The organism is Aeromonas sp. R3-1 (assembly GCF_040908345.1).
GTDB lineage: Bacteria > Pseudomonadota > Gammaproteobacteria > Enterobacterales > Aeromonadaceae > Aeromonas > Aeromonas veronii.
Genome location: NZ_JBFODN010000193.1, coordinates 1 through 20,831, shown reverse-complemented (window position 1 = coordinate 20,831; position 20,831 = coordinate 1). Strand labels below are relative to the sequence as shown.

The window sequence follows — 20,831 nt, the reverse complement described above, 5'->3', positions numbered from 1 at the left end:
AACGTCAGTTGCCGATAAAGCGGTAGCCGATACCGGATTCGGTCTCGATAAGCGTCGGTTGCTGGGGGTTATCCCCCAGCTTTTTGCGCAGACTGGCGATGACGATGCGCAGGTAGTGGGTGTCCTCCTTGTGGCTCGGCCCCCAGATGTCGTTGAGCAGCTGGGTCTGCATCACCAGCTTGCCGGGGTGGCACACCAGCGCTTGCAGCAGGGCGAACTCTTTGCGGGAGAGAGGGATCTCCTCGTCTTTCATGGTTACCTTGTGGCTGCTGACATCCAGCGTCAGGCCGCATTGGGGGAAGTGGCGTCGCTCGCCGCTGCTGACGCCAGCACGTTGGCGCAACAGCACGCGAATACGTGCCATCATCTCACCGATGCCGAACGGCTTGCTCATGTAGTCGTTGGCACCGGCATCCAGCAGTCGCACCTTCTCCTGCTCCGAATCACGGGCCGACAACACCAGCACAGGATTGGGGTGGTGTTCGCGAATGGCCTGCAACACCTGAATGCCATCGCCATCCGGCAGACCGAGATCGAGGATCACCAGATCGGGGTTGAGGTGGCGATACTGCTCCAGCCCTTCATTGACCCCCACCGCCTCACTCACCTGATGCCCCTCGGCAATCAGGCTGATCCGCAGAAAGCGACGGATCGCCGCTTCATCATCTATGACCAGAATGTGCGCCATCAGACCTCCGGTGAATTGAGCGCGAGCGGCAGGGAGATGCGCATGCAGGTGCCGTTGCCATTGGGGCCGGAGAAGGCCCAAATCTTGCCGCCGTGGGCCTCTATCATAGCGCGGGAAATGGCGAGGCCAAGCCCGGTGCCACGGCTGCCGCAATCGCCCACCGGTTGGGTGTAGAAGAGATTGAAGATCTTCTCCCGATCCGACTCGGCGATACCGACCCCGATATCGATGATGTCGATGATGAGGTCTGGCTCGGCCACCATTACCTTGAACTCGATGGGGGTGCCTGCCGGCGAGTAGCGAGAGGCGTTGTCGAGGATGTTGACCAGCACCTGTTCGATCAGGGCGCCATGGACATAGAGCTGGGGCACATGCTGATCGAAATGGACCAGCAGCTTGTGCTGGCGCCAGGAGGAGTCGAGCCGCTTGCGGGCGCTTTCCACCAGATCCGCCAGATCGACCCAGTCCCGTTTCAGCTGGAAGTCGGGGGAGCCGATACGGGTCATATCCAGCAGATTCTGCACATAGCTGTGGAGGCGGCGCGCCTCCTCCTGCACCGAGTTGAGCAGTTCGTCGCGGTCTTCGGCGGGGATCCGGTCACCATATTCCAGCAGAGTGCTGCCTGCCCCCATGATGGTCGCCAATGGCGTCTTCAAATCGTGGGAGACCGAGGAGAGCAGGGCTGCGCGCATCCGGTCGGTCTCCGCCTGCAGCTGGCTGTCGGCCAGCCGCTCGTTGAGGTCGATCCGCGCCAGCGCGGCGCGAATGTCGGTGAGCAGCGCCTGCAACTGGTGTTCGGCAGAGGAGGAGAGCGGATTGGCCAGCGTTATGCCGATCACCAGATCATCGCTGAGGTGGTGATACTGGGCCTCGGCGGCATTGAGGGTCGCAGTGTGGGCCCCGGCGCTCTGCTTCTGGGCCAGACACCAGTCGATGGCCGCCTTGTCGGTCTGGCCGGGCCTGTGCTTCTCGTTGCCGAGCCGATCATTGAACTCCTTGTCGATCACCACGGTCGGCTGGCCGAGCGCCAGTGAAATGGCCTGGGCACCTTGTCTCAAAACCTCCTCCGGGCTGCTGGCGGTGGCCAGCCCCTGACTGAGGGAGAGCAGAGCATTGCCCAACTGCTGGGTCTCGCGCAGACCGATCAGCTGTTGCCGCTGGCGGGAGGCGAGCCGTCCCGCCGTCATGCCGACGATAAGCAGTACAAACAGAGTGAGCAGGTCGCTGTGGTTGGCGACGCTCAGGGAGAAGTAGGGGGCGGTGAACAGCAGATTGTGGGCGATAAAGCCCAGCACCGCCGCCAGCGTGGCGGGTACCAGACTGGTGGTGAGGGCAGTCGCCAGAACCCCCAGTACAAAGATGAGTGGCAACGCTGCGGGCGGCAGCCAGTAGGAGAGCCCCCAGGCGGCGGCCGAGGTGATCCCCATGATGGTCACCGCCAGCAGGCTGTGGTGAATATCCTTCGGGGTCGGGACGCGCATCCCCACTTCGGGCTTCTGCTTCTCGGTATCGACCAGCGTGATTTCGAGCCCTTGCGCCTGCTTGAGCAGGTGCTGCACCAGCGAGCGGCGCCACGGCGCCTTGTGAGGTTTGCCGAGCAGCAGCTGGGAGACCTGCTGCTGTTCGGCGGTCTCCAGCAGGGTGTTGGCGACCGCCGGACTGGAGAGGGTCAGCACCTTGGCACCGAGGTGGGAGGCGAGCGCCAGCGCCTGCTCCACATCGGCAGAACGGCGGCCATTGCTGTCGACATGCACCACCAGCCACGGAAGCTGACGGCGCTGGGCAAAGCGGTGGCCGTAGCGCACCAGCGCCGAGCCGTGCAGGTCACCGAGGCAAACCATCAGCTTGCCCCGCAGCGGCAAGGTGCTCTTGCCTGCTGCCTGCCACTGCAGTTGCAGATCGCCCTCCACATGGCTGGCGGCGGTCTGCATCGCCAGCTCCCGCAATGCGGTGAGGTTGTTGAGGGAGAAGAAGGATTGCAGCGCCGCCTTGGCCTGATGGGGCACATAGACCTTGCCCTCCTTGAGGCGGCCGAGCAGCTCCTTGGGGGGCAGGTCGATCAGCACCAGACTGTCGGCTTCCAGCAGCACCTGATCGGGCAGGGTCTCTTTCACCCTGACCCCGGTCAGCTGCCACACCAGATCGTTGAGGCTCTCCAGATGCTGCACGTTGAGGGTGGTGTAGACGTCGATCCCGGCGTTGAGCAGCTCCTCCACATCCTGCCAGCGCTTCTCGTGGCGGCTGCCGGGGGCGTTGCTGTGGGCCAGCTCGTCCACCACGGCGATGGCCGGTTTGCGGGCGAGCAGGCCGTCGAGATCCATCTCCTCCAGTCGCTGCTGGCGGTGCATGTGGATCTTGCGCGGCATGATGGCGAGCTTGTCGAGCAGAGCCAGGGTCTCCTGACGGCCGTGGGTTTCCACCACGCCGATCAGGATGTCGACCCCCTCTTTGGCCTGTTCCCGCACCGCCTGCAGCATGGCGTAGGTCTTGCCGACGCCGGGAGCGGCGCCGAGAAACACCTTCAGCTTGCCCTTGTGCTCCTGTTCCAGGCTCGCCAGCAGGGCGTCGGCCCTTACCTCATCACGCATCCCCATGCTCCTGCATCAGACTCGTCAGCAGGGCGTCAGCGCTTGCTACATCAGCCATTGTTATCCCTATCGAGCCAACCGCCCGTTTCGAAAATCGAGGTCATCACCAAACCGGAATGGGCGCCATCAGGCGCCCTTTTTATGATCCAGTTGCAGATTCAGCTGGAGAATGTTGACCACCTGCGGGCCAAGGATACCAGCTTGTGTGGCCGACTTGACCTGCTCCGTCAGTTGGGCGGGATCCAGTCCACGTTCTTTGGCGACGCGGTCAACCTGAGCCAGCACCGCATCCAGCGGCAGGTGGGGATCGAGGCCGGAAGCGGAGCGGGTCAGCATGGCGGGGGAGCGGGTTCCCGGCTGTGCCTTGGCGGCCTGTTCGGCGAACTCTGCCCGCAGCGGTGAACTCATGCCCAGATTGCTGGCACTACCGCCAATGGTGTTGAAATCACAGGCGGAGGGGCGGGGGTGGAAGTAGTCAGCCCGCTCGAATTTCTGTGCCAGCAGGACGCTACCGATGAGTTGCTGCTTGCTGTCGGTCAGCTGGCTGCCGTTGGCTTGCCAGGGGAAGAACAGCTGGGCCAGTCCGGTGACGGCCAGCGGATAACCTACGCCCAGCAGCAGGGTCAGGGTCAGCAGGGTTCTGATTGCGATCATGATGGATATGCTCCGAATTCGTTGTGTGGATGCGGGCTGACCGCATCCCGGTTATGTCGTTACACCAGACCCAGGCCGGTAATGACCAGATCGATCAGCTTGATACCGATAAACGGCACCAGCAGGCCGCCGACACCGTAGATCAGCAGGTTGCGGCGCAGCAGACTGGCGGCCGAGCCTTTCAGGTCGACACCACGCAGTGCCAGCGGCACCAGCGCTACGATGATCAGGGCGTTGAAGATGATGGCCGACAGGATGGCGCTCTGCGGGCTGCCCAGCTGCATCAGGTTCAGTGCCCCCAGTTGCGGGTAGGCGGCGATGAACAGGGCTGGCAGGATGGCAAAGTACTTGGCCACGTCGTTGGCGATGGAGAAGGTGGTCAGGGCACCACGGGTCACCAGCAGCTGTTTGCCGACCAGCACCACATCCAGCAGCTTGGTGGGGTTGGAGTCGAGATCCACCAAGTTGCCCGCCTCCTTGGCTGCCTGGGTACCCTCGTTCATGGCCAGACCCACATCAGCCTGTGCCAGTGCCGGTGCATCGTTGGCACCGTCGCCGCACATGGCAACCAGACGACCATCGGCCTGCTCCTGCCGGATATAGGCGAGCTTCTTCTCCGGTGTCGCTTCGGCGATGAAGTCATCCACCCCGGCTTCGGCGGCGATGGCGGCGGCGGTTTTCGGGTTGTCGCCGGTGATCATCACGGTGCGGATCCCCATGTGGCGCAGGATCTGGAAGCGAGCCTTGATACCGGGCTTGATGATGTCCTTGAGGTAGACCACCCCCAGCAGTTTCTCCTGAGTGCAGACCAGCAGCGGAGTGCCACCCTGACGGGCGATGCTGTCTACTGACTTGAGCACCAGCTCAGGTACCGCCTTGCGGTCGAGGCTGAGGTAGTTCAGCACGGCATCTACCGCCCCCTTGCGATATTGATGACCGTTGCGATCCAGTCCGCTTAGGCGGGTCTCGGCGCTGAAGGGGATCACCTTGTCGCTCTCCAGCTGGCTCGGCTTGGCCATGCTCTTGCTGGCCAGAGTCAGGATGGATTTGCCCTCCGGGGTATTGTCACCCAGCGAGGCCAGCATGGCAGCTTGTGCCAGCAGGGCGGGGTCGACGCCCGGTGCCGGGATCAACTCGTCGGCCATCCGGTTGCCGAAGGTTATGGTGCCGGTCTTGTCCAGCAGCAGGGTGCGCACATCACCGGCCGCTTCGACGGCACGGCCAGACTTGGCGATGACGTTCAGCTTCACCAATCGATCCATACCGGCAATACCGATGGCGGAGAGCAGGCCGCCGATGGTGGTCGGGATCAGAGTGATAAAGAGAGCGATCAGGTAGAGACGCGGGACCTGGGTGCCGTTGTAGTCGAGGAACCAGGGCAGGGTAGCCACCACCAGCAGGAAGATTAGGGTCAGCCCCACCAGCAGGGCGTCCAGCGCCATCTCGTTGGGGGTCTTCTGGCGTTTGGCCCCTTCCACCAGTGCAATCATCCGATCCAGTGTGCTCTCGCCCGGATTGTTGCTGACGCGCACCCAGATCTCGTCGGAGACGACCGTCGTGTTGCCGGTCACGCCGCTGCGGTCGGTCCCCGACTCGCGAATGACGGGGGCGGATTCACCAGTGATGGCCGCCTCGTTGACTGAGGCGATGCCGGCGACCACTTCGCCATCGGCCGGGATCATCTCGCCGCTGCGTACCAGCACCAGGTCCCCCTTCATCAGGCTGGTGGCGGGTACCCATTCGCCCTGACCATCTTTTGCATTAGCTACCCGGCGGGCCTTGAGCTGGCTCATGCCCGCCTTCAGGCTGTCGGCGCGAGCCTTGCCGCGTCCCTCGGCCAGGGTTTCCGCGAAGTTGGCAAACCAGAGGGTCAGCCAGAGCCAGGCGGTCAGCTGCCAGGCCAGCGAGGGGGCGACGCCGGAGAAAGGCTGCCCCAGCAGGGACTCCACGGTCGCCATGACTGCGGCCAGCCAGAGGGTGAACAGGATGGGGCTGCCAAACAGCGCCTTGGGATTGAAGCGATAGAGGGCCTCAACCATTGCCTGGATGATCTGTGATTTCTGTTTTTTGCCCTTCACCAACATGGTGTCGGTGCTCATTGCAGTGGACTTGCTCATTGGAAAGCTCCCAGCATCAGATAGTTGGCGATTGGCATCCGGATGGTGATCGACAGGGTCAGGTTCATCAGAGTGCCCCTCCGATCAGACTTAGATGTTCGGCCACCGGGCCCAGTGCCAGCACCGGCAGGAAGGAGAGGCCACCTATCAGCAGGACGGTGATGATCAGCAGGGTAACGAACAGAGGGCCGCTGATGGGGAAGTCCCCTTCGCTCGTCTCCTGACGGGGCGCACGGGCCAGCTGACCGGCGATGGCCAGTACCGGAATGATGTAGCCGAAGCGACCGAGCAGCATGGCCAGACCGATAGCGATGCACTGCCAGTTGTCACCGGCGGCAAAACCGGCGAAGGCGGAGCCGTTGTTGCCGGCAGCCGAGGCGTAGGCATAGATGAGGCGTGACAGACCGTGCGGGCCATCATGGCCGATGATGGTGCTGGCATCCGGCATCAGCAGGGTGACACCACCGATCACCAAAACCCCCACCGGCATGACCAGCATGCTGGCGACGACCCACTTCATTTCGGTGATGCCGAGGCGTTTGCCCAGATAGGTCGGGGTACGTCCTACCATCAGGCCGCACAGGAACACGGTCAGCAGCACGAACAGCATCATGCCGTAGATACCGGAGCCGACCCCGCCGAAGATGACCTCGCCCAGCAGCATGTTGATCATGCCCACCATGCCACCGAGCGGAGTAAAGCTGTCGTGCATGGCATTGACGGCACCGTTGGAGGCGGCGGTGGTCGCCACTTCCCAGATGCTGGAGAGCACAGGGCCGAAGCGGCTCTCCTTGCCTTCCCAGTTGCCAGTCATGTTGCTGGCGTCAGTGGTGAGCTGGGCGAGGGCGTGATCCGGTTTCAGCTCCTGGGAGAGGGAGACGAAGAGCCCCAGCACCAGCATGAGGGTCATGGCACCGAGAATGGCGCGGCTGTGGGCCATGTCTTTCACATAGCGGCCCAGAGTAAAGACCATGGCGGCGGCGATGGTGAGCAGGGCGACCATCTCAAGCCAGTTGGAGAGGGCTGTCGGGTTCTCGAACGGATGTGCCGAGTTGATGCCGAAGAAGCCGCCGCCGTTGGAGCCAAGCTGCTTGATGGCGATCTGCGAGGCCGCCGGGCCGAGGGGCAGCAGCTGCTCCTGACCCTCCACACCGTGGAACGGCAGATAGGCGGAGAGGCTTTGCGGCACCCCTTGCCATACCAGCACCAGCGCCATGATCAGTGCGATGGGCAGCAGCACATAGAGGCAGAAACGCACCAGATCCTGCCAGAAGTTGCCAAGGTTGATGGTCTGCTGGCGGGCGATGCCGCGGAACAGGGCAATGGCGACGGCGGCGCCCGTCCCTGCGGAGACAAAGTTCTGGGTGGTCAGGCCCACCATCTGGCTGAAGTAGGAGAGGCTGGCCTCACCGGAATAGGCTTGCCAGTTGGTGTTGGTCATAAAGCTGACCGCGGTGTTGAATGCCAGTTGCCAACTCAGACCCGGCAGTTGCTGCGGGTTGAGGGGCAGCAACCCCTGCGCCATCAGGATCAGGAACAGCAGACCGAAACCGGCGCCGTTGAAGGCCAGCAAGCTGAGGGCGTAGGACTTCCAGTCCTGCTCCCGTCCATCGGTGCCACAGCAAGCCAGTGTGGCGCGCTCGACCGGTGCCAGCCAGCGGATTTTGCCTTCAAATACCCGATAGATGTAGTTGCCCAGCAGCGGTGCCGGTAGCAGAACCAGCAGCACGAAGGCCACCGGATAGATTATTTCTTGCCACATGTTCTAGTTCCTCACTCGTGACTGCGCGTGAGTGCGCGCATCAGATAGGCCATCAAGGCGAGGACGAGCAGCAGATATAGCCAATTCATATCGACTCCATTGAGATAATTAGCTGCGAGAGCCGATGTAAGACCATATCGACTCTGTTGGTGTCATTGACGCTGGAAAGGGTATGTAAAACAGGCGTAAAGGCGCCATAAAGCGCCATGTGGCAGGCGTAAAATCGGCGTAAAGAACGACGGATTTGCGAGAGAAATAGCGAGGAGGGATCAAAAAACCCGGCCTGAGCCGGGTTTGGGAGAAGGGGTTAGATGGTTGTCGAAGCCAGCTCCTCGTGAAAGGTCAACTTCAAACGTACCTATCGCATTGTCACGAACTCTTCAGCACTGGTCGGATGGATAGCCACGCAGTTGTCGAAGTCCGCCTTGGTGGCACCCATCTTCATGGCGACGCCGAAGCCTTGCAGGATCTCGTCCATCGCAAAGCCGATACCATGCAGACCGACCACCTTCTCTTCCGGGCCGACACAAACCAGCTTCATCCGGGTGGGCTGGCGATGCTGGGTCAGTGCCGAGTACATGGCGGTGAACTGGCTGCGGTAGACCTTCACCTGGTCCTCGCCGTATTCGGCGATGGCTTCCGGTTCGGTCAGGCCTATGGTGCCGATGGGCGGGTGGCTGAACACCACGGTCGGCACCAGATCGTAGTTGAGGTGCTCGTTGGGCTTGTTGTTGAACAGCCGCTCGGAGAGGCGACGGCCCGCAGCGACGGCCACCGGGGTGAGCTGGATGCGACCCGTGTTGTCACCCACTGCATAGATGTTGGCGACGGCGGTGCTCTGGAACTTGTCGGTCGGGATAAAGCCCTTCTCGTCCAGCGCGATGCCTGCGGCGGCCAGATTGAGGTTGTCGGTAGCCGGTACCCGGCCGATGGCCCAGATCAGGCAGTCGACGGTGAGGTGGCGACCATCTTCCAGTTGCAGGGTCAGGCTGTTGTCAGCGTTCTTGAGCACGGCTTTGGGAATGGCGTGGGTGTGCAGCTTGGGCCCTTCCTGCGCCATGATTTCCACCAGTGTCTCGTGGATCATGGGGTCGAAGTTGCGCAGCGGCGCGTGCTTGCGCACCACCAGATGGGTCTCTGAGCCGAGTGCCTGCATCACCCCGGCGATCTCGACTGCGATGTAGCCCGCGCCAACTACGGCAACCCGCTTGGGCTGGCTTTGCAGGTCAAAGAAACCGTCGGAGTCGATACCCAGCTCGGCTCCCGGGATCGCCGGAATTTCCGGGCGGCCACCGGTGGCGATCAGGATGTGATCAGCCGTGTAGTGCTCGCCATTAACCTCGATGGTGTTGCTGCTGACGAAGCGGGCGAAGCCCTTGATGACGGTGATCTGGTTCTTGCCCAGCACGTTCTGATAGGACTGGTGGATGCGGCCGATGTAGGCCTGGCGGGACTCGACCAGCTTGGCCCAGTTGAAGTGGTTTAGGGTGGTGTCAAAGCCGTAGTCGGCGCCATATTTCAGGGCATCGGCGATCTGGCCTGCATACCACATGGCCTTCTTCGGTACGCAGCCTACGTTGACGCAGGTTCCACCCAACTCTTTGGCTTCAATCAGGGCAACTTTCTTACCGTACATGGCAGCCCGGTTGGCAGAAGCAATACCGCCGCTGCCGCCGCCGATGGCGATATAGTCAAAATGCTGTGCCATTGCGAGGTTCTCCGCTCATTAAGAATGCAATCACAGCATGATGGGGATAAAGCGGCTGGCTCACAAGAGCCAGCGCTCAGTTATGTTGGATCGGCAGGCGAATATGGAACTGGGCGCCCTGGCCCGGTTCGCTGGCACAGCTGATACGGCCTTTCAGCAGTTGCACCACCAGGTTGTAGATGATGTGTGTGCCCAGACCGCTGCCGCCCTGACCCCGCTTGGAGGTGACGAAGGGATCGAAGATGCGCGGCAAGATTTCGGGCGGGATGCCGCGGCCGTTGTCCGAATAGTCGATAAACAGCTCTTCTCCCTGCTGTTCCACCTTGATGGTGATCTTCTTCGGTTTGTCCCAGTTGTCGAACCCATGGTTGATGGAGTTGAGGATCAGGTTCGAGTAGATCTGGGTAAAACTGCCCGGGAAGGAGAAGATAGACAGCTTGGGATCGCACTGAATATCCACTTCGCACTGGCTCTTCTTCAGTTTGTGGCCAAGCGAGACCACCACCTGATGGAGGTTGTCGGCGAGGCTGAAGTTGTAGCGTGCTTCCGATGACTGGTCGACAGCCACCTGTTTGAAGCTGGCAATCAGCTCGGAGGCGCGGCGCAGGTTGCTCTGCAGCAGCTGCATCGATTCGTCGAGGTTGACGGTGAACTCGTTGAGATAGGAGCGCGACAGCTGCTTGGAGTCGATATGGGACTTGAAGTCGGCGACCCGCTCCTGCAGGTAGGAGGAGGCGGTCACGCTGATGCCGATCGGAGTGTTGATCTCGTGTGCCACCCCGGCTACCAGCGAGCCGAGGGAGGCCATCTTCTCCGACTCCACCAGGGTCTGCTGGGCCTGTTTCAGGTCATCGTACGCCTTGCCGAGCTGGTTGTTGGCTTCACTCAGGCTGCGGGTACGTTCCACCACCTTACCTTCCAGCTGTTCGTTGAGCTGGATAATCTCCCGCTCGACCTTTTTCAGCTGGGTGATGTCGTAGCCGAAGCCGATCTGGTACTTGAGGTTGGGACCATCGTAGAAGGGGACGAAGGTCCATTGCAGTACCAGCTCATGGGCCTGCTGGTCATGCATGATGACCTCTTTGTCGGCCAGTGAACCTTCCGCCGCCAGAATATCGTTCAGCTCTTCCCGTTGCGCCGGGCTGACAAAGAGATCCAGCCAGTTGTGCTGCAACAGCTCCTGCTGGTGGTAGCCGGTCAGCAGTATGGCTGCCGGGTTGATGCTGGCGATGGTCAAATCCGGTTCCATGCAGCAGATGACCATGTTGGCGGAGTTGATCAGGGTGGCGGAGAAGTCCCGTTCCTTTTGCAGTTGTTCGACCGCCTGATGGCGGGCAACCAGCTCGTCACGCAGTCGGGTACGCATCTGGTTGAGGGTGGAGACCAGGGTATCCAGCTCATCAGGTTTCTTGCGTGGCTGCGGGCGGCCTTCCAGCTCCAGCGCCATGTCGAGCCGATCGAGGTTGAACTTCTGGGCGTAGTTGGCGATGCGGTTGATGTGCCTGACCACCAGATAGTAAATGATGATCAGGATGCAAAATGAGACCACCAGGGTCTTGATGGTCTGGCTGACCATGATCAGCACCGATTTTTCGATGAGGCGCTGGTAGATCTGCTCGAGAGAGGCGGCAACGAACAGTTTGCCGACGATTTCACCCTGATAGGTGAGGTTGAATTCGCGGGAGATATCATAGCTTTCCCGCTCGACCCCCTGGGTCAGCAGCGGGACTTCGGAGTTGCCGAGCATCTCCTTGACCATCACGAACTGCATGTTGGGCAGGTTCATGATCCCTTCAATTTGCACTTTGACCTGCTCTTCATCCAGGTTCCACAAGCTGGCGGCGATGGGTTGCAGGAACGAGGCCTCGATCTGGCCGATGCTGTCTTCGATAACGGCGACATCCTTGCGGTAATCCCAGGCGAGTTGCAGCGCCGTAATGATCATCGCCAATACGGTACTGCAGACCAGAATGTAGGAGAGCAGGCGATATGAGAGTCCGTTGCGGCCTACGGCCCTGGCGGTCTTGGTGAAGAGTCCTGACATGGCGTCCTTGCGGTCTGGATGTGGTGTTTTTTAGTTTAACTGCTTCATGCACTTATGTCGTCTTTCCTGCGAAGCATAAAAAAGGCCCCGTATCGGGGCCTTTGCATGTGATTGATGATTAATGTCCGCCGTTTGCTTTGGGCGGAATGGTTTCATCGAATACCGGCAAGGGTTTGTGCTCGGAAGCCAGATAGGTGTAGATCACCGGCAGCACGAACAGAGTGAACAGGGTACCGATGGCAAGACCTGCCACGATGACGATACCGATGCTGAAACGCTGTGCCGCACCGGCGCCTGCGGCGTAGAGCAGCGGGATCAGACCGGCAATCATGGCGGCAGTGGTCATCAGGATCGGACGCAGACGCACCTTGGCGGCCTGCATAACGGCTTCCATCCGGTTCATGCCGCGCAGCAGCTGCTCTTCCTTAGCTACTTCACAGATCAGGATACCGTGCTTGGTAATCAGACCCACCAGGGTGATGAGGCCCACCTGGGAGTAGATGTTCATGGTCGCCATACCCCATGCCAGGGCAATCAAGGCCCCGCTGATGGCGAGCGGTACAGAGACCATGATGACCAGCGGGTCACGCACCGACTCGAACTGGATTGCCAGCACCAGGAAGATGATGGCCAGTGCCAGCGCGAAGGTGGCATAGAGCGCATTGCCTTCGGTGACGAACTGACGGGCTTCACCCATGAAGTCGTAACGATAGCCTTGCGGCAGCTTCTCGTCGGCGGTGGTCTGGAACCAGTTGATCGCATCACCCATGGCCACGCCCGGAGCCGGAACGGCGCCTATGGTGGCAGAGTTCAGCTGGTTGAAGTGGGGCAGGGCGCGGGGCTCGCCAACCACTTCAATGCTGATCAGGCTGCCGAGCGGGATCGACTTGCCGTCTGCGGCCCGCACGTAATAGCCCTTGATGGACTCCGGATTGAGACGGTATTTGCGCTCGACCTGCGGGATCACCTCGTAGGAGCGGCCATCCAGGTCGATACGGTTGACGTAACCGTCCGCCATCATGGTGCCCATGGTGATTCCGATATCCTGCATGGTGATGCCGTAGGCACCCGCCTTGTCCTTGTCGATGCGGATCTTCATGGTGGCGGAGTCGTAGTTCAGATCGAGATCCGAATAGACGAACTGACCGTTACTCTGCGCCGCTGCCAGAATTTCACCGGCCACCAGGAACAGGCTTTCGAAGCTGTTGGGGGTGGTGATGACGAACTGGATCGGCAGACCACTCGATGCGCCCGGCAGTTCCGGGAACTGGAAGGTGGTGATGGCCATACCCGGGATGTCTTTCACCAGATTGGCGACCCGATCCAGCACCTCTTTCTGGCTCGCTTCACGCTGACTCCAGGGCACCATGGAGGCGATACCGAACGCCTGGTTGGCGTTGAACACCCCTGAGAAGACCTGGGAGAAGGCGATCTCGGGCTGGTCGTCCAGGATCTTGTTCACATCCGCCATGGTGTTTTCGATGTAGTCCAGGTTGGCGTTGGACGGTGCGGTACCCAGCACGGCCATTACCCCCTTGTCCTCTGACGGTGCCAGTTCGCTCGGGATGAACTTGAACAGCAGCGGCAGGCTGGCGAACACGATGACGGCGAACACCACGATGACGGGGCGCTTTTTCATCACGGCGTGCAGCATGCTGTCGTAGCGATCGGTCATCCGCTCCAGCAGGTGGTGGACCGTGCTCTCGAATTTGCCCGGCTGCTCGTTGGCCTTGAGCATCTTGGAACACATCATCGGTGACAGAGTCAGGGCGATGATGCCCGAGACGAACACGGCGCCAGCCAGGGTCAGGGCAAACTCCTTGAACAGGGAGCCTGTGATACCACCCATCAGGGCAATAGGCGCGTATACCGCCGCCAGAGTAACCGTCATGGCGATAACCGGTACCGCAATTTCACGGGTACCGATAATGGCTGCCCGGAACGGTTCTTCCCCCTCCTTGATATGACGGTCGACGTTCTCCAGCACCACGATGGCGTCATCCACCACCAGACCGATCGCCAGCACCATCGCCAGCAGGGTCATCAGGTTTATCGAGAAGCCGAACATATCCATCATCATCACTACGCCGATAAGACTGAGCGGAATGGTGATGATCGGGATGATGACCGCGCGGAACGAACCGAGGAACAGGGTGATGACCACCAGAACGATGGCGGCTGCCTCCAGGATGGTCTTGATAACCTCGTGGATGGACTCGTTGATCGCCACGGTGGAGTCATACATCACGTTGAGACGCATGGTGCTCGGCATATTGCGCTCAAGGCTCGGCAGCAACGCCAGCACATCGTGTGCGATGTTGATGGGGTTGGCTGTCGGCGCAGCGTTGACCGCCATGACCACTGCTTCGCGGCCGTTGGCGCTGGCGCGATAGATGTCGTGGCTCTTCTCGAGGGTCACCTTGGCAATGTCGGAAAGGCGGATCACCTTGCCGTCACGGGTAGCAACCACCAGACGCTTCAGTTCGTCGACATCTTTGACCTGGGTCTCGGCGTTGCCGTTGAACAGGGTGAAGTAACCGGTCGCCTGACCTGTCGCGGACTGATAGTTGTTGCTGTTGAGCACCGTCATCACGTCACTGGCAGTCAGGTTGAAGGCCGCCATCTTGGCCGGATCCAGCCATACCCGCAGGGCAAACTCGACACCGCCGTAGAGGTCAACCTTGGAGACCCCGCCGACAGTAAAGAGCTGCGGCTTGATAACCCGCTCCAGATAGTCGGTGATCTGGCTGGAGTTGAGCTCCGGGCTGGTAAAGCCGAGGTAGAGCACCGCCGTGGTTGAACCGGTGGAGGAGGTGACCGACGGGTCTTCCGCCTCTTTCGGCAACTGGGAGCGCACCGAGTTCACCTTCGCCAGGATGTCGGACAGCGCGGCGTTGGGGTCGGTGTTGAGCTTCATGTACGCAGTGATGGTGGAGCTGCCCAGCTGGCTGGAGGAGGTCATGAAGTCGATGTTGTCGGCTTGCGCGACCGCCTGTTCCAGCGGCTGGGTGATGAACCCCTGGATCAGATCAGAACTGGCGCCATAGTAGCCAGTGCTGACGGTGATCACCGTGTTGGTCACCTCGGGGTATTCCCGTACCTGCATCTTGAAGATGGCCTGAAAGCCCAGCAAGGCGATCAGGAAGCTGAGCGAGATCGCCAGCACAGGCCGTTTTATAAATATGTCAGTAAATCGCATCGCAGATCTCCGCGCTTACAGCATCGGGGTTTGTGCCGGAACGGCCAGGGCATCGTTCTCGACCACATGCACCTTGGTGTCGTTGCTCAGGCGAACCTGACCCGACAGTACGATCTGGTCACCGGCCTGAATGCCGGAGAGCACATGCACATCGTTGCCACGGCGCTCACCCGCCTTGACCACAACCTGCTTGGCTCGCAGCACTTTCACCTTGTTACCCTCTTTGTCGGTCTCTTCGCCCTCTTTGAGCACGTAGACGTTCTGACCGTAAAGGGTGAAGGAGATAGCGGTTTGCGGGATCACGATCTGATCTTTCACCGTCGGCAGAATGATGCTGGCGCGGGCGAACATACCGGAACGGAGCTGGCCGTCGTTGTTCGGAATGTCTGCCTGTACCTGGATCAGGCCGCTCTGGAAGTTGACCGCAGGCTCGATGGCGGTGATATGACCGTCAAACTGGGTTTGCGGATAGGCATCCACATTGATCTTGATGGTCTGGCCCAGCTTGATTTTGGAGATATCGGTCTGGGGCACGGTGAAGCGCAGGCGCATCACGCTGGTATCTTCCAGGCGCACGATATCTGTGCCCGGCTGCAGATACTGACCGAGGAACACATTGCGCAGGCCGACCACTCCGCTAAAGGGCGCACGGACTTCACGACGGGCAATGGTCGCCTTCAGACTCTCGATATCCGCTTCCAGCGAGCGATAGGCCGCTTCCGCCTCATCCAGCTGCTCTTTGGAGATGGAGCTGGTCTTGTAGAGGTTCTGGAAACGATCGAACTTGGCTTTTGCCGCCGGCAGTTTGGCCTGGGAGGCGCGCAGATTGGCCCGCTCCACGGTGGAGTCCAGGCTCAGCAGCAGCTGGTCTGCCTTGACCGGTTTGCCCGACTCGAAGGTGATGGCGTCAATGGTACCTGCCAGTTCGGTGGAGAGGGTCACCCCCTGATTCGGCTCGATGAAGCCGATCGCTTCGATGGTAGGTACCCAATCCTGCGCCTTGGTCACCATGGCGGTGACGGGGAACTCGGGTTCCGGCCGGTTGGCCATGTATTGGGCAATCATCTTCTGTTTAAACAAATTGAAGCCGATGACGCTGCCAAACAAGGCGATCGCTATCAGCAACATAATGGCCATCCACTTTTTCATGAACAGGCTCCTGAGGTGGAAAGATTGGGGGATAAAATGGCATTCCAGCTGGCCCGGATCGCGGTTTCCAACTGCGATTCGGTCAGCGTGATGTTGTGAACCCTGCACTGCAGGGCCAGATGCATGACACTGTCCAGACTCAACACCTGGAGTGCCCGTATCGGTAAATCAATAAACAATCCTTGTTCAACGCCCTGTTCAAAAAATCGGTCCAGAGGCTCCCAGGCAGCCAGAATGACAGGATTGGTCTCCAATTCTGCCCCTAGCGGAGAGCTCTCGTACTGCAATTTGCACCGGATAGCGTTGGGTTCGTTAACAAAAATGGCATGAATATTGAGCCATAATTGGCGAAATTGTTGAAATGAAACTTTATCGATTGCTACATCGGCCATGACCATGGGCACACACTGCAAGATAGTGTGCTGGTGCAGTTGCCGGATCAGATCATCCTTGTCGCCGAAGTAACGATAGATAGTGCCGGTGGCAACATTGGCCTTCTTGGCGACTTCTGCAATCGACAGACCATGAAAACCCCGTTCACCCAGCACCTCATGGGCCGCGTTGAAGATGCTCTCTTTTTTATCCAGAATCATCAGTGTGACTTTCGATTGAATGAACGTTCATTCATTCTAGATGGGCATCAAATCAAGTCAAGGCAGCAAGGCGATTTGCGACTGTGATCTGCCCCTTTTCGGCTGGCAGCAGGGGAATAGTGGAAGAAAAGTGCTCAATGTGCTTGAAAAAACAACGAACAGTGCTTCGGTGACAGAAAAGTGTAGACAAACCAGCAACCATCATTAATAATGCGCCCCGTTCGACAGCGTAGCGCCCGTAGCTCAGCTGGATAGAGCGCTGCCCTCCGGAGGCAGAGGTCACAGGTTCGAATCCTGTCGGGCGCACCATCAAAAGTGCGTCGGTTAAACGGGCGTTGTTGTGGAACGAAAACAGCTGTGGTGGCTGTAGCTCAGTTGGTAGAGTCCCGGATTGTGATTCCGGTTGTCGTGGGTTCGAGCCCCATCAGCCACCCCATTTTACAGCTTGTCAGGTACGCGAAGGTGGCGGAATTGGTAGACGCGCTAGCTTCAGGTGTTAGTGCCCCCCGGGTGTGAGGGTTCGAGTCCCTCTCTTCGCACCATACTTGCTGTATGACGAGGATGACCATCAGGTCGTCTTTGTTTTTTTGAAGTAAACTATTTTGAAAGAAATAGCCTCGGTGATTAGCGCAGTCCGGTAGCGCATCTGGTTTGGGACCAGAGGGTCAAAGGTTCGAATCCTTTATCACCGACCACATTTAGAAAAACCTCGCTTCGGCGGGGTTTTTTGCTTTCTGGCCTCCGCCGTGCCAGTACTCTCTCCCTGTTACGTCTGTTTACACTCTATTTGGGCAGCGCGCCCCGCCTTTCGGTTATGCTTCAGCCTCGAGTCACTGACAACCGGATGTCATCGGCCCATTTCAGGCATTTTTCCATGAATAACAAAATTTCCTTTGCTTGCTCTCCCGCCCTGCTGGCTGCCTTGCTGCTGGGTGGCTGTACCATCAAGCCGCCATCCACCGATGTGATGATGGGCTCCATTGCATCACAACCGCAGGAGGAGCGTTCTCTCTCCCCCTTGCTGACCAGCGGTGATTTTTGCGTTGCTGTGTCCCAACAGAAGGTGTTGGCACAACCTTGCAGCGGAAAAGACGATCAACTGTTCGAGTGGGATCTGGGTGAGTTGCGCCTGCAGGATCTCTGTTTGCAAGCCAAAAACGACAGCGAAGTGATGCTGGCACCCTGTGACGGTCAGGCGCAGTGGGAGTGGCAGAAAGACAGGCTGTTCAACAGCAAGGTCTCCCGCTGCCTCGATGTGGCCGGGAGACGCCATACCCCCGGCACGCCGCTGCGGCTGGCTGAATGCTACGGCGGGGCGAACCAGAGCTTCAGCTGGCAGCGGCCCAATCCCTGGCTGGAGACCCTGAAAAAACAAAGCCTCACATGGTGAGGCTTTGCTGAATCGGATGTCGGGATGAAGAGGATCAGGCGGCGCTGACGCTCTCCAGCTCGAACAGTTTCTCCAGATAGACGGCAACGCCATCTTCGTCAGAGGTGAGGGTCTGCTCATACTCCGGCAGCGCCATTTTCAGGCGATCATGGGCGTTGCCCATCACGATGCCGCGTCCCACCATGGTCAACATCTCGAAGTCGTTCATGCCATCGCCGAAGGCGATCGCCTCCGACATGTCGAACCCGTTCTGCTCCAGCACGGCTCGCACAGCATTGCCCTTATGCACCCCGGCGTGCATCACTTCGAGGCAGTCCGGCAATGAGAAGGTGACGTTGAGCTGATCGCCATAGCGCTGGTTGAGGTGCGCCTCGATCTTCAGCAGCTTCTCGTGGTCGCCGATGTAGAAGACCTTGTTGATCTGCTCTTTCGGTTCCTGTTTCAGGTCATCGACCAGACGGTAGGTGAACCCTGACTCGTCGTGGAACTGCAGCAGCCAAGGGAGCTCTTCTTCCACCACCCAGTCATCACCCTGATAGACATTGAGGTGGATAGAGGGGTCGCGCTCCAGCGCAATCAGTTCGGCGGCGATCTCGGTCGGCAGCGGCTGGTTGAAAATCAGCTGATCCTGTTTGTCATGGACCACGGCGCCATTGGAAGTAATGAGGTAGATGTCCATCCCCAGCGCATCGCGGAAGCTGCGAACGTCAACGTGATGACGGCCGGTGGCGACCACGAATTTCACACCTTGTTCTACCAGGCGGTGCAGGGTATCCCGGGTACGGGGAGAGATCTGGTGCTGCTTGTTGAGCAGAGTGCCATCGAGATCGGATACAACTACCTTGAACATCATTACCTCGGCATCGATTGAAAACAGGGGCAGTTTACCTTAGCCCGCACTGTCACCCCATTTATTTAGGGTTACAAAAAATAGCCAGCTCAGAAGCGGGCGAAAAAGTCGACTGTCGCGGTCAGGGCAGGCTGGCGCTTGTCATCGGATTCGTTGAAGAGCTCGTGCCAGGCCCCCTCGATGCGCAGCGGTTTGCCCCCTTCGCACTTGGCAATGGTGCAGAAGCGATCCTGCGCGGCATTGTCCACCACGCTGTCGTTGCCAGCCTGCAGCACCAGCAGCGGGGTTTTGATGGCGCTCGCATCGGCGATGGCGGCATCGGCACCGGTGATCCCCTGATAAATCCAGTGGGCAGTCGCGCCACCCAGCTTGATCTGCGGGTGCTGCTCGTAGATTTGGCGGAACGCTTGATAGCGGGACTGGCTGTGAGTCAGCTCGTTATCGGCAAAGCCGTGATCCTGATAGGCGCCCTGACCTGGGCCGTAGGGAGGCTCGCCAAGCCAGCCGCCGACCGTGCCTATGGTGCTCGCCAATCCCTTGGCCAGCCACTTGGGCAGACCGCCGAGATTGATGCCCAGCATGGGGGAGGAGAGTACGGCTGCCTTGATATCATCGGGCCAGCGTTCCAGATAGCGGGCCGAGATGGCGCCGCCCATGGAGTGGGCCAGCAGGAACAGCTTGGCTGGCTGGTCCGCCATGATTATCTGGTCGTGAAACTGCTTGAGATCGACCACATAATCGTCGAACTGGTCGACATATCCCTTCTGCGGGTCATCCAGCATCCGGTCGGACATCCCCTGACCACGATGGTCGATGAGATAGAGGCTGTAGCCCTGACGCCAGAGATCCCACGCCAGCTCCTGATACTTGAGGTAGCTCTCGACCCGGCCATTGACGATGAGGATGGCGCGATCAACCTTGGCTTGCCGTAGCGCAGCATAGCGGATGGTCACCCCGTCCTTGCCCTTGAACTCCCCTTCAACCGCATGTTGGCGCCAGAAGTCGGGCAGGGTTTGCTGGTAGAGGCTGGGTACATCGGCTTCTCTGGTGAGCTGATAGGTATTGGTCACGGCAAGGGCTCCGGCAGAAAACAGGGTCAGGGCCAACAGGGAAAGAGAGAGGGATTTCATCAGGCACACTCCTGTTGCCAATGGTGATAAAGGGCGGCGATATCCCCCGAGCAGAGCAGCGTCATGCTGGCTTGCAAGCGGGGCAGGGGCCAGTCCCACCACTGCATCTCTTGCAGCATGAGGATCTGCTCATCGCTGAAACGGCGGCGGATCGGTTGGGCCGGGTTGCCGCCGACTATGGTGTAAGGGGCCACATCTTTGGTCACCACGGCGCGGGTGGCGATGACGGCGCCGTCACCTATGGTGATGCCGGGCATGATCATCGCTTCCGAGCCGATCCAGACATCGTTACCAATCCGGGTGTCCCCCTTGCGCAGAAAGCCGCTGCGGGCCCCTTCGCCAAAGGTGTCGGGGTTGAACGGGAAGGTGGAGACCCAATCCAGCCGGTGGCCCTGATTGCCTGCCAGCATGAAGGTGGCGCCCGAGCCGATGGAGCAGAATTTGCCGATGATCAGCCGATCCACCTCGCCCCAGAGGCCGCTCTCCCAGGTGTCGCGGGTCGAGCCATCGCCGAGCAGGTAGCGGACGCAGTGATCCTCGAACGGCTTGCCGTGGTAGTAGCCGGAGTAGTAGCTGTAGTCGCCGGCCTCTATGTTCGGGTTGGTCAGGTGATCCCGGATGATTTGCGATTCCAGCCAGCTGCCAAAAGGGTTCTCCATCACTCCTCCTGCGGATCGTCCTGTTCGCTCTGCTGTGCCCACCCTTTGCGGGTCAGTTGCATCCGCTGCCACCACTCTTCGTCCGCCAGAATTTCACCGGCCGGGCCGAGCTGGGGGTAGGGCATCTCTTTCTCTTTGCAGAGCTGGGCATAGATAGGATAACCCCCCTCGAACAGAATGCTGTTCTGCTCCTCCAGCGTGAGCGGGCAGCCGCGCTGATAGCAACCGGCCAGCTCGCGCTGGCGCTGCGCCTCGTAGAGGATGGCGGCGGCAGCCACCGAGACGTTGAGGGACTGCACC

Annotated in this window: 14 protein-coding genes, 4 tRNA genes and 1 pseudogene; 5 read left to right on the top strand and 14 right to left on the bottom strand. The window is 59.8% G+C overall.

Features of this window, described 5'->3' with window-relative positions:
* Positions 1-4: 4 nt before the first annotated feature.
* From AB5Y85_RS11965 to AB5Y85_RS11920, 10 genes are all read right to left on the bottom strand, one after another.
* Positions 5-688, bottom strand: a complete 684-nt coding sequence (locus tag AB5Y85_RS11965) for a response regulator (RefSeq protein WP_005357169.1) — start codon at positions 686-688, stop codon at positions 5-7.
* Complete coding sequence (locus tag AB5Y85_RS11960) at positions 688-3,276, bottom strand: sensor histidine kinase KdpD (RefSeq protein ID WP_257687318.1); 2,589 nt, start codon at positions 3,274-3,276, stop codon at positions 688-690. Before AB5Y85_RS11960 ends, AB5Y85_RS11965 begins: the two co-directional genes overlap by 1 nt.
* Before the next feature lie 126 nt (positions 3,277-3,402).
* Positions 3,403-3,930 (bottom strand): potassium-transporting ATPase subunit C, encoded by a 528-nt coding sequence (locus AB5Y85_RS11955; protein ID WP_257687317.1) that lies wholly within the window; start codon positions 3,928-3,930, stop codon positions 3,403-3,405.
* A gap of 59 nt (positions 3,931-3,989) precedes the next feature.
* Positions 3,990-6,047, bottom strand: coding sequence for a potassium-transporting ATPase subunit KdpB (kdpB, locus tag AB5Y85_RS11950; RefSeq protein ID WP_047439857.1), 2,058 nt, complete (start codon positions 6,045-6,047; stop codon positions 3,990-3,992).
* Positions 6,048-6,114: 67 nt separating this feature from the next.
* Positions 6,115-7,809: a potassium-transporting ATPase subunit KdpA gene (gene kdpA / locus AB5Y85_RS11945; protein WP_058056561.1), complete on the bottom strand. Its 1,695-nt coding sequence runs from the start codon at positions 7,807-7,809 to the stop codon at positions 6,115-6,117.
* A 358-nt stretch (positions 7,810-8,167) separates the two neighbouring features.
* Positions 8,168-9,517, bottom strand: coding sequence for a glutathione-disulfide reductase (gene gorA / locus AB5Y85_RS11940; RefSeq protein WP_107683411.1), 1,350 nt, complete (start codon positions 9,515-9,517; stop codon positions 8,168-8,170).
* 76 nt (positions 9,518-9,593) lie between these two features.
* The gene (locus AB5Y85_RS11935; RefSeq protein ID WP_076494201.1) at positions 9,594-11,561 is read right to left on the bottom strand and encodes an ATP-binding protein; all 1,968 of its coding nucleotides are present in this window, start codon (positions 11,559-11,561) and stop codon (positions 9,594-9,596) included.
* Between the two features lie 118 nt (positions 11,562-11,679).
* Positions 11,680-14,760, bottom strand: coding sequence for a multidrug efflux RND transporter permease subunit (locus AB5Y85_RS11930; protein WP_005355755.1), 3,081 nt, complete (start codon positions 14,758-14,760; stop codon positions 11,680-11,682).
* A gap of 15 nt (positions 14,761-14,775) precedes the next feature.
* Positions 14,776-15,909: an efflux RND transporter periplasmic adaptor subunit gene (locus tag AB5Y85_RS11925; RefSeq protein ID WP_005355753.1), complete on the bottom strand. Its 1,134-nt coding sequence runs from the start codon at positions 15,907-15,909 to the stop codon at positions 14,776-14,778.
* Positions 15,906-16,502, bottom strand: a complete 597-nt coding sequence (locus AB5Y85_RS11920; protein WP_005339267.1) for a TetR/AcrR family transcriptional regulator — start codon at positions 16,500-16,502, stop codon at positions 15,906-15,908. The genes AB5Y85_RS11925 and AB5Y85_RS11920 overlap by 4 nt, the downstream gene beginning before the upstream one ends.
* Positions 16,503-16,734: 232 nt before the next feature.
* Between AB5Y85_RS11920 and AB5Y85_RS11915 the strand changes: the two genes are divergently transcribed.
* From AB5Y85_RS11915 to AB5Y85_RS11895, 5 genes are all read left to right on the top strand, one after another.
* Positions 16,735-16,811 (top strand) — tRNA-Arg (locus tag AB5Y85_RS11915).
* Positions 16,812-16,862: 51 nt separating this feature from the next.
* Positions 16,863-16,938, top strand: a tRNA-His gene (locus AB5Y85_RS11910).
* Positions 16,939-16,958: 20 nt separating this feature from the next.
* Positions 16,959-17,044, top strand: a tRNA-Leu gene (locus tag AB5Y85_RS11905).
* Positions 17,045-17,120: 76 nt separating this feature from the next.
* Positions 17,121-17,197 (top strand) — tRNA-Pro (locus AB5Y85_RS11900).
* 179 nt (positions 17,198-17,376) lie between these two features.
* A complete protein-coding gene (locus AB5Y85_RS11895) occupies positions 17,377-17,892 on the top strand; it encodes a ricin-type beta-trefoil lectin domain protein (protein ID WP_005339265.1) in 516 nt (171 codons plus the stop codon).
* 34 nt (positions 17,893-17,926) lie between these two features.
* On the opposite strand, the gene AB5Y85_RS11890 is transcribed toward AB5Y85_RS11895, so the two are convergent.
* From AB5Y85_RS11890 to AB5Y85_RS11875, 4 genes and pseudogenes are all read right to left on the bottom strand, one after another.
* Positions 17,927-18,742 (bottom strand): Cof-type HAD-IIB family hydrolase, encoded by an 816-nt coding sequence (locus tag AB5Y85_RS11890; RefSeq protein ID WP_005339262.1) that lies wholly within the window; start codon positions 18,740-18,742, stop codon positions 17,927-17,929.
* An 89-nt stretch (positions 18,743-18,831) separates the two neighbouring features.
* On the bottom strand, positions 18,832-19,872 hold the full coding sequence (locus tag AB5Y85_RS11885; protein ID WP_257687316.1) for an alpha/beta fold hydrolase: 1,041 nt from the start codon (positions 19,870-19,872) through the stop codon (positions 18,832-18,834).
* Positions 19,872-20,531, bottom strand: a complete 660-nt coding sequence (locus tag AB5Y85_RS11880; protein ID WP_167573993.1) for a CatB-related O-acetyltransferase — start codon at positions 20,529-20,531, stop codon at positions 19,872-19,874. Before AB5Y85_RS11880 ends, AB5Y85_RS11885 begins: the two co-directional genes overlap by 1 nt.
* Positions 20,531-20,831 (bottom strand): annotated as a pseudogene (locus AB5Y85_RS11875) (tRNA (guanosine(18)-2'-O)-methyltransferase TrmH); the annotation flags it as partial. The gene AB5Y85_RS11880 and the pseudogene AB5Y85_RS11875, both read right to left, overlap by 1 nt.

Excerpts from the sequence above, each read along its gene's own strand:
- AB5Y85_RS11965 (WP_005357169.1), bottom strand. The coding sequence starts at position 688 with ATGGCGCACATTCTGGTCATAGATGATGAAGCGGCGATCCGTCGCTTT.
- AB5Y85_RS11960 (WP_257687318.1), bottom strand. The coding sequence starts at position 3,276 with ATGCGTGATGAGGTAAGGGCCGACGCCCTGCTGGCGAGCCTGGAACAG.
- AB5Y85_RS11955 (WP_257687317.1), bottom strand. The coding sequence starts at position 3,930 with ATGATCGCAATCAGAACCCTGCTGACCCTGACCCTGCTGCTGGGCGTA.
- kdpB (WP_047439857.1), bottom strand. The coding sequence starts at position 6,047 with ATGAGCAAGTCCACTGCAATGAGCACCGACACCATGTTGGTGAAGGGC.
- kdpA (WP_058056561.1), bottom strand. The coding sequence starts at position 7,809 with ATGTGGCAAGAAATAATCTATCCGGTGGCCTTCGTGCTGCTGGTTCTG.
- gorA (WP_107683411.1), bottom strand. The coding sequence starts at position 9,517 with ATGGCACAGCATTTTGACTATATCGCCATCGGCGGCGGCAGCGGCGGT.
- AB5Y85_RS11935 (WP_076494201.1), bottom strand. The coding sequence starts at position 11,561 with ATGTCAGGACTCTTCACCAAGACCGCCAGGGCCGTAGGCCGCAACGGA.
- AB5Y85_RS11930 (WP_005355755.1), bottom strand. The coding sequence starts at position 14,760 with ATGCGATTTACTGACATATTTATAAAACGGCCTGTGCTGGCGATCTCG.
- AB5Y85_RS11925 (WP_005355753.1), bottom strand. The coding sequence starts at position 15,909 with ATGAAAAAGTGGATGGCCATTATGTTGCTGATAGCGATCGCCTTGTTT.
- AB5Y85_RS11920 (WP_005339267.1), bottom strand. The coding sequence starts at position 16,502 with ATGATTCTGGATAAAAAAGAGAGCATCTTCAACGCGGCCCATGAGGTG.
- AB5Y85_RS11895 (WP_005339265.1), top strand. The coding sequence starts at position 17,377 with ATGAATAACAAAATTTCCTTTGCTTGCTCTCCCGCCCTGCTGGCTGCC.
- AB5Y85_RS11890 (WP_005339262.1), bottom strand. The coding sequence starts at position 18,742 with ATGTTCAAGGTAGTTGTATCCGATCTCGATGGCACTCTGCTCAACAAG.
- AB5Y85_RS11885 (WP_257687316.1), bottom strand. The coding sequence starts at position 19,872 with ATGAAATCCCTCTCTCTTTCCCTGTTGGCCCTGACCCTGTTTTCTGCC.
- AB5Y85_RS11880 (WP_167573993.1), bottom strand. The coding sequence starts at position 20,531 with ATGGAGAACCCTTTTGGCAGCTGGCTGGAATCGCAAATCATCCGGGAT.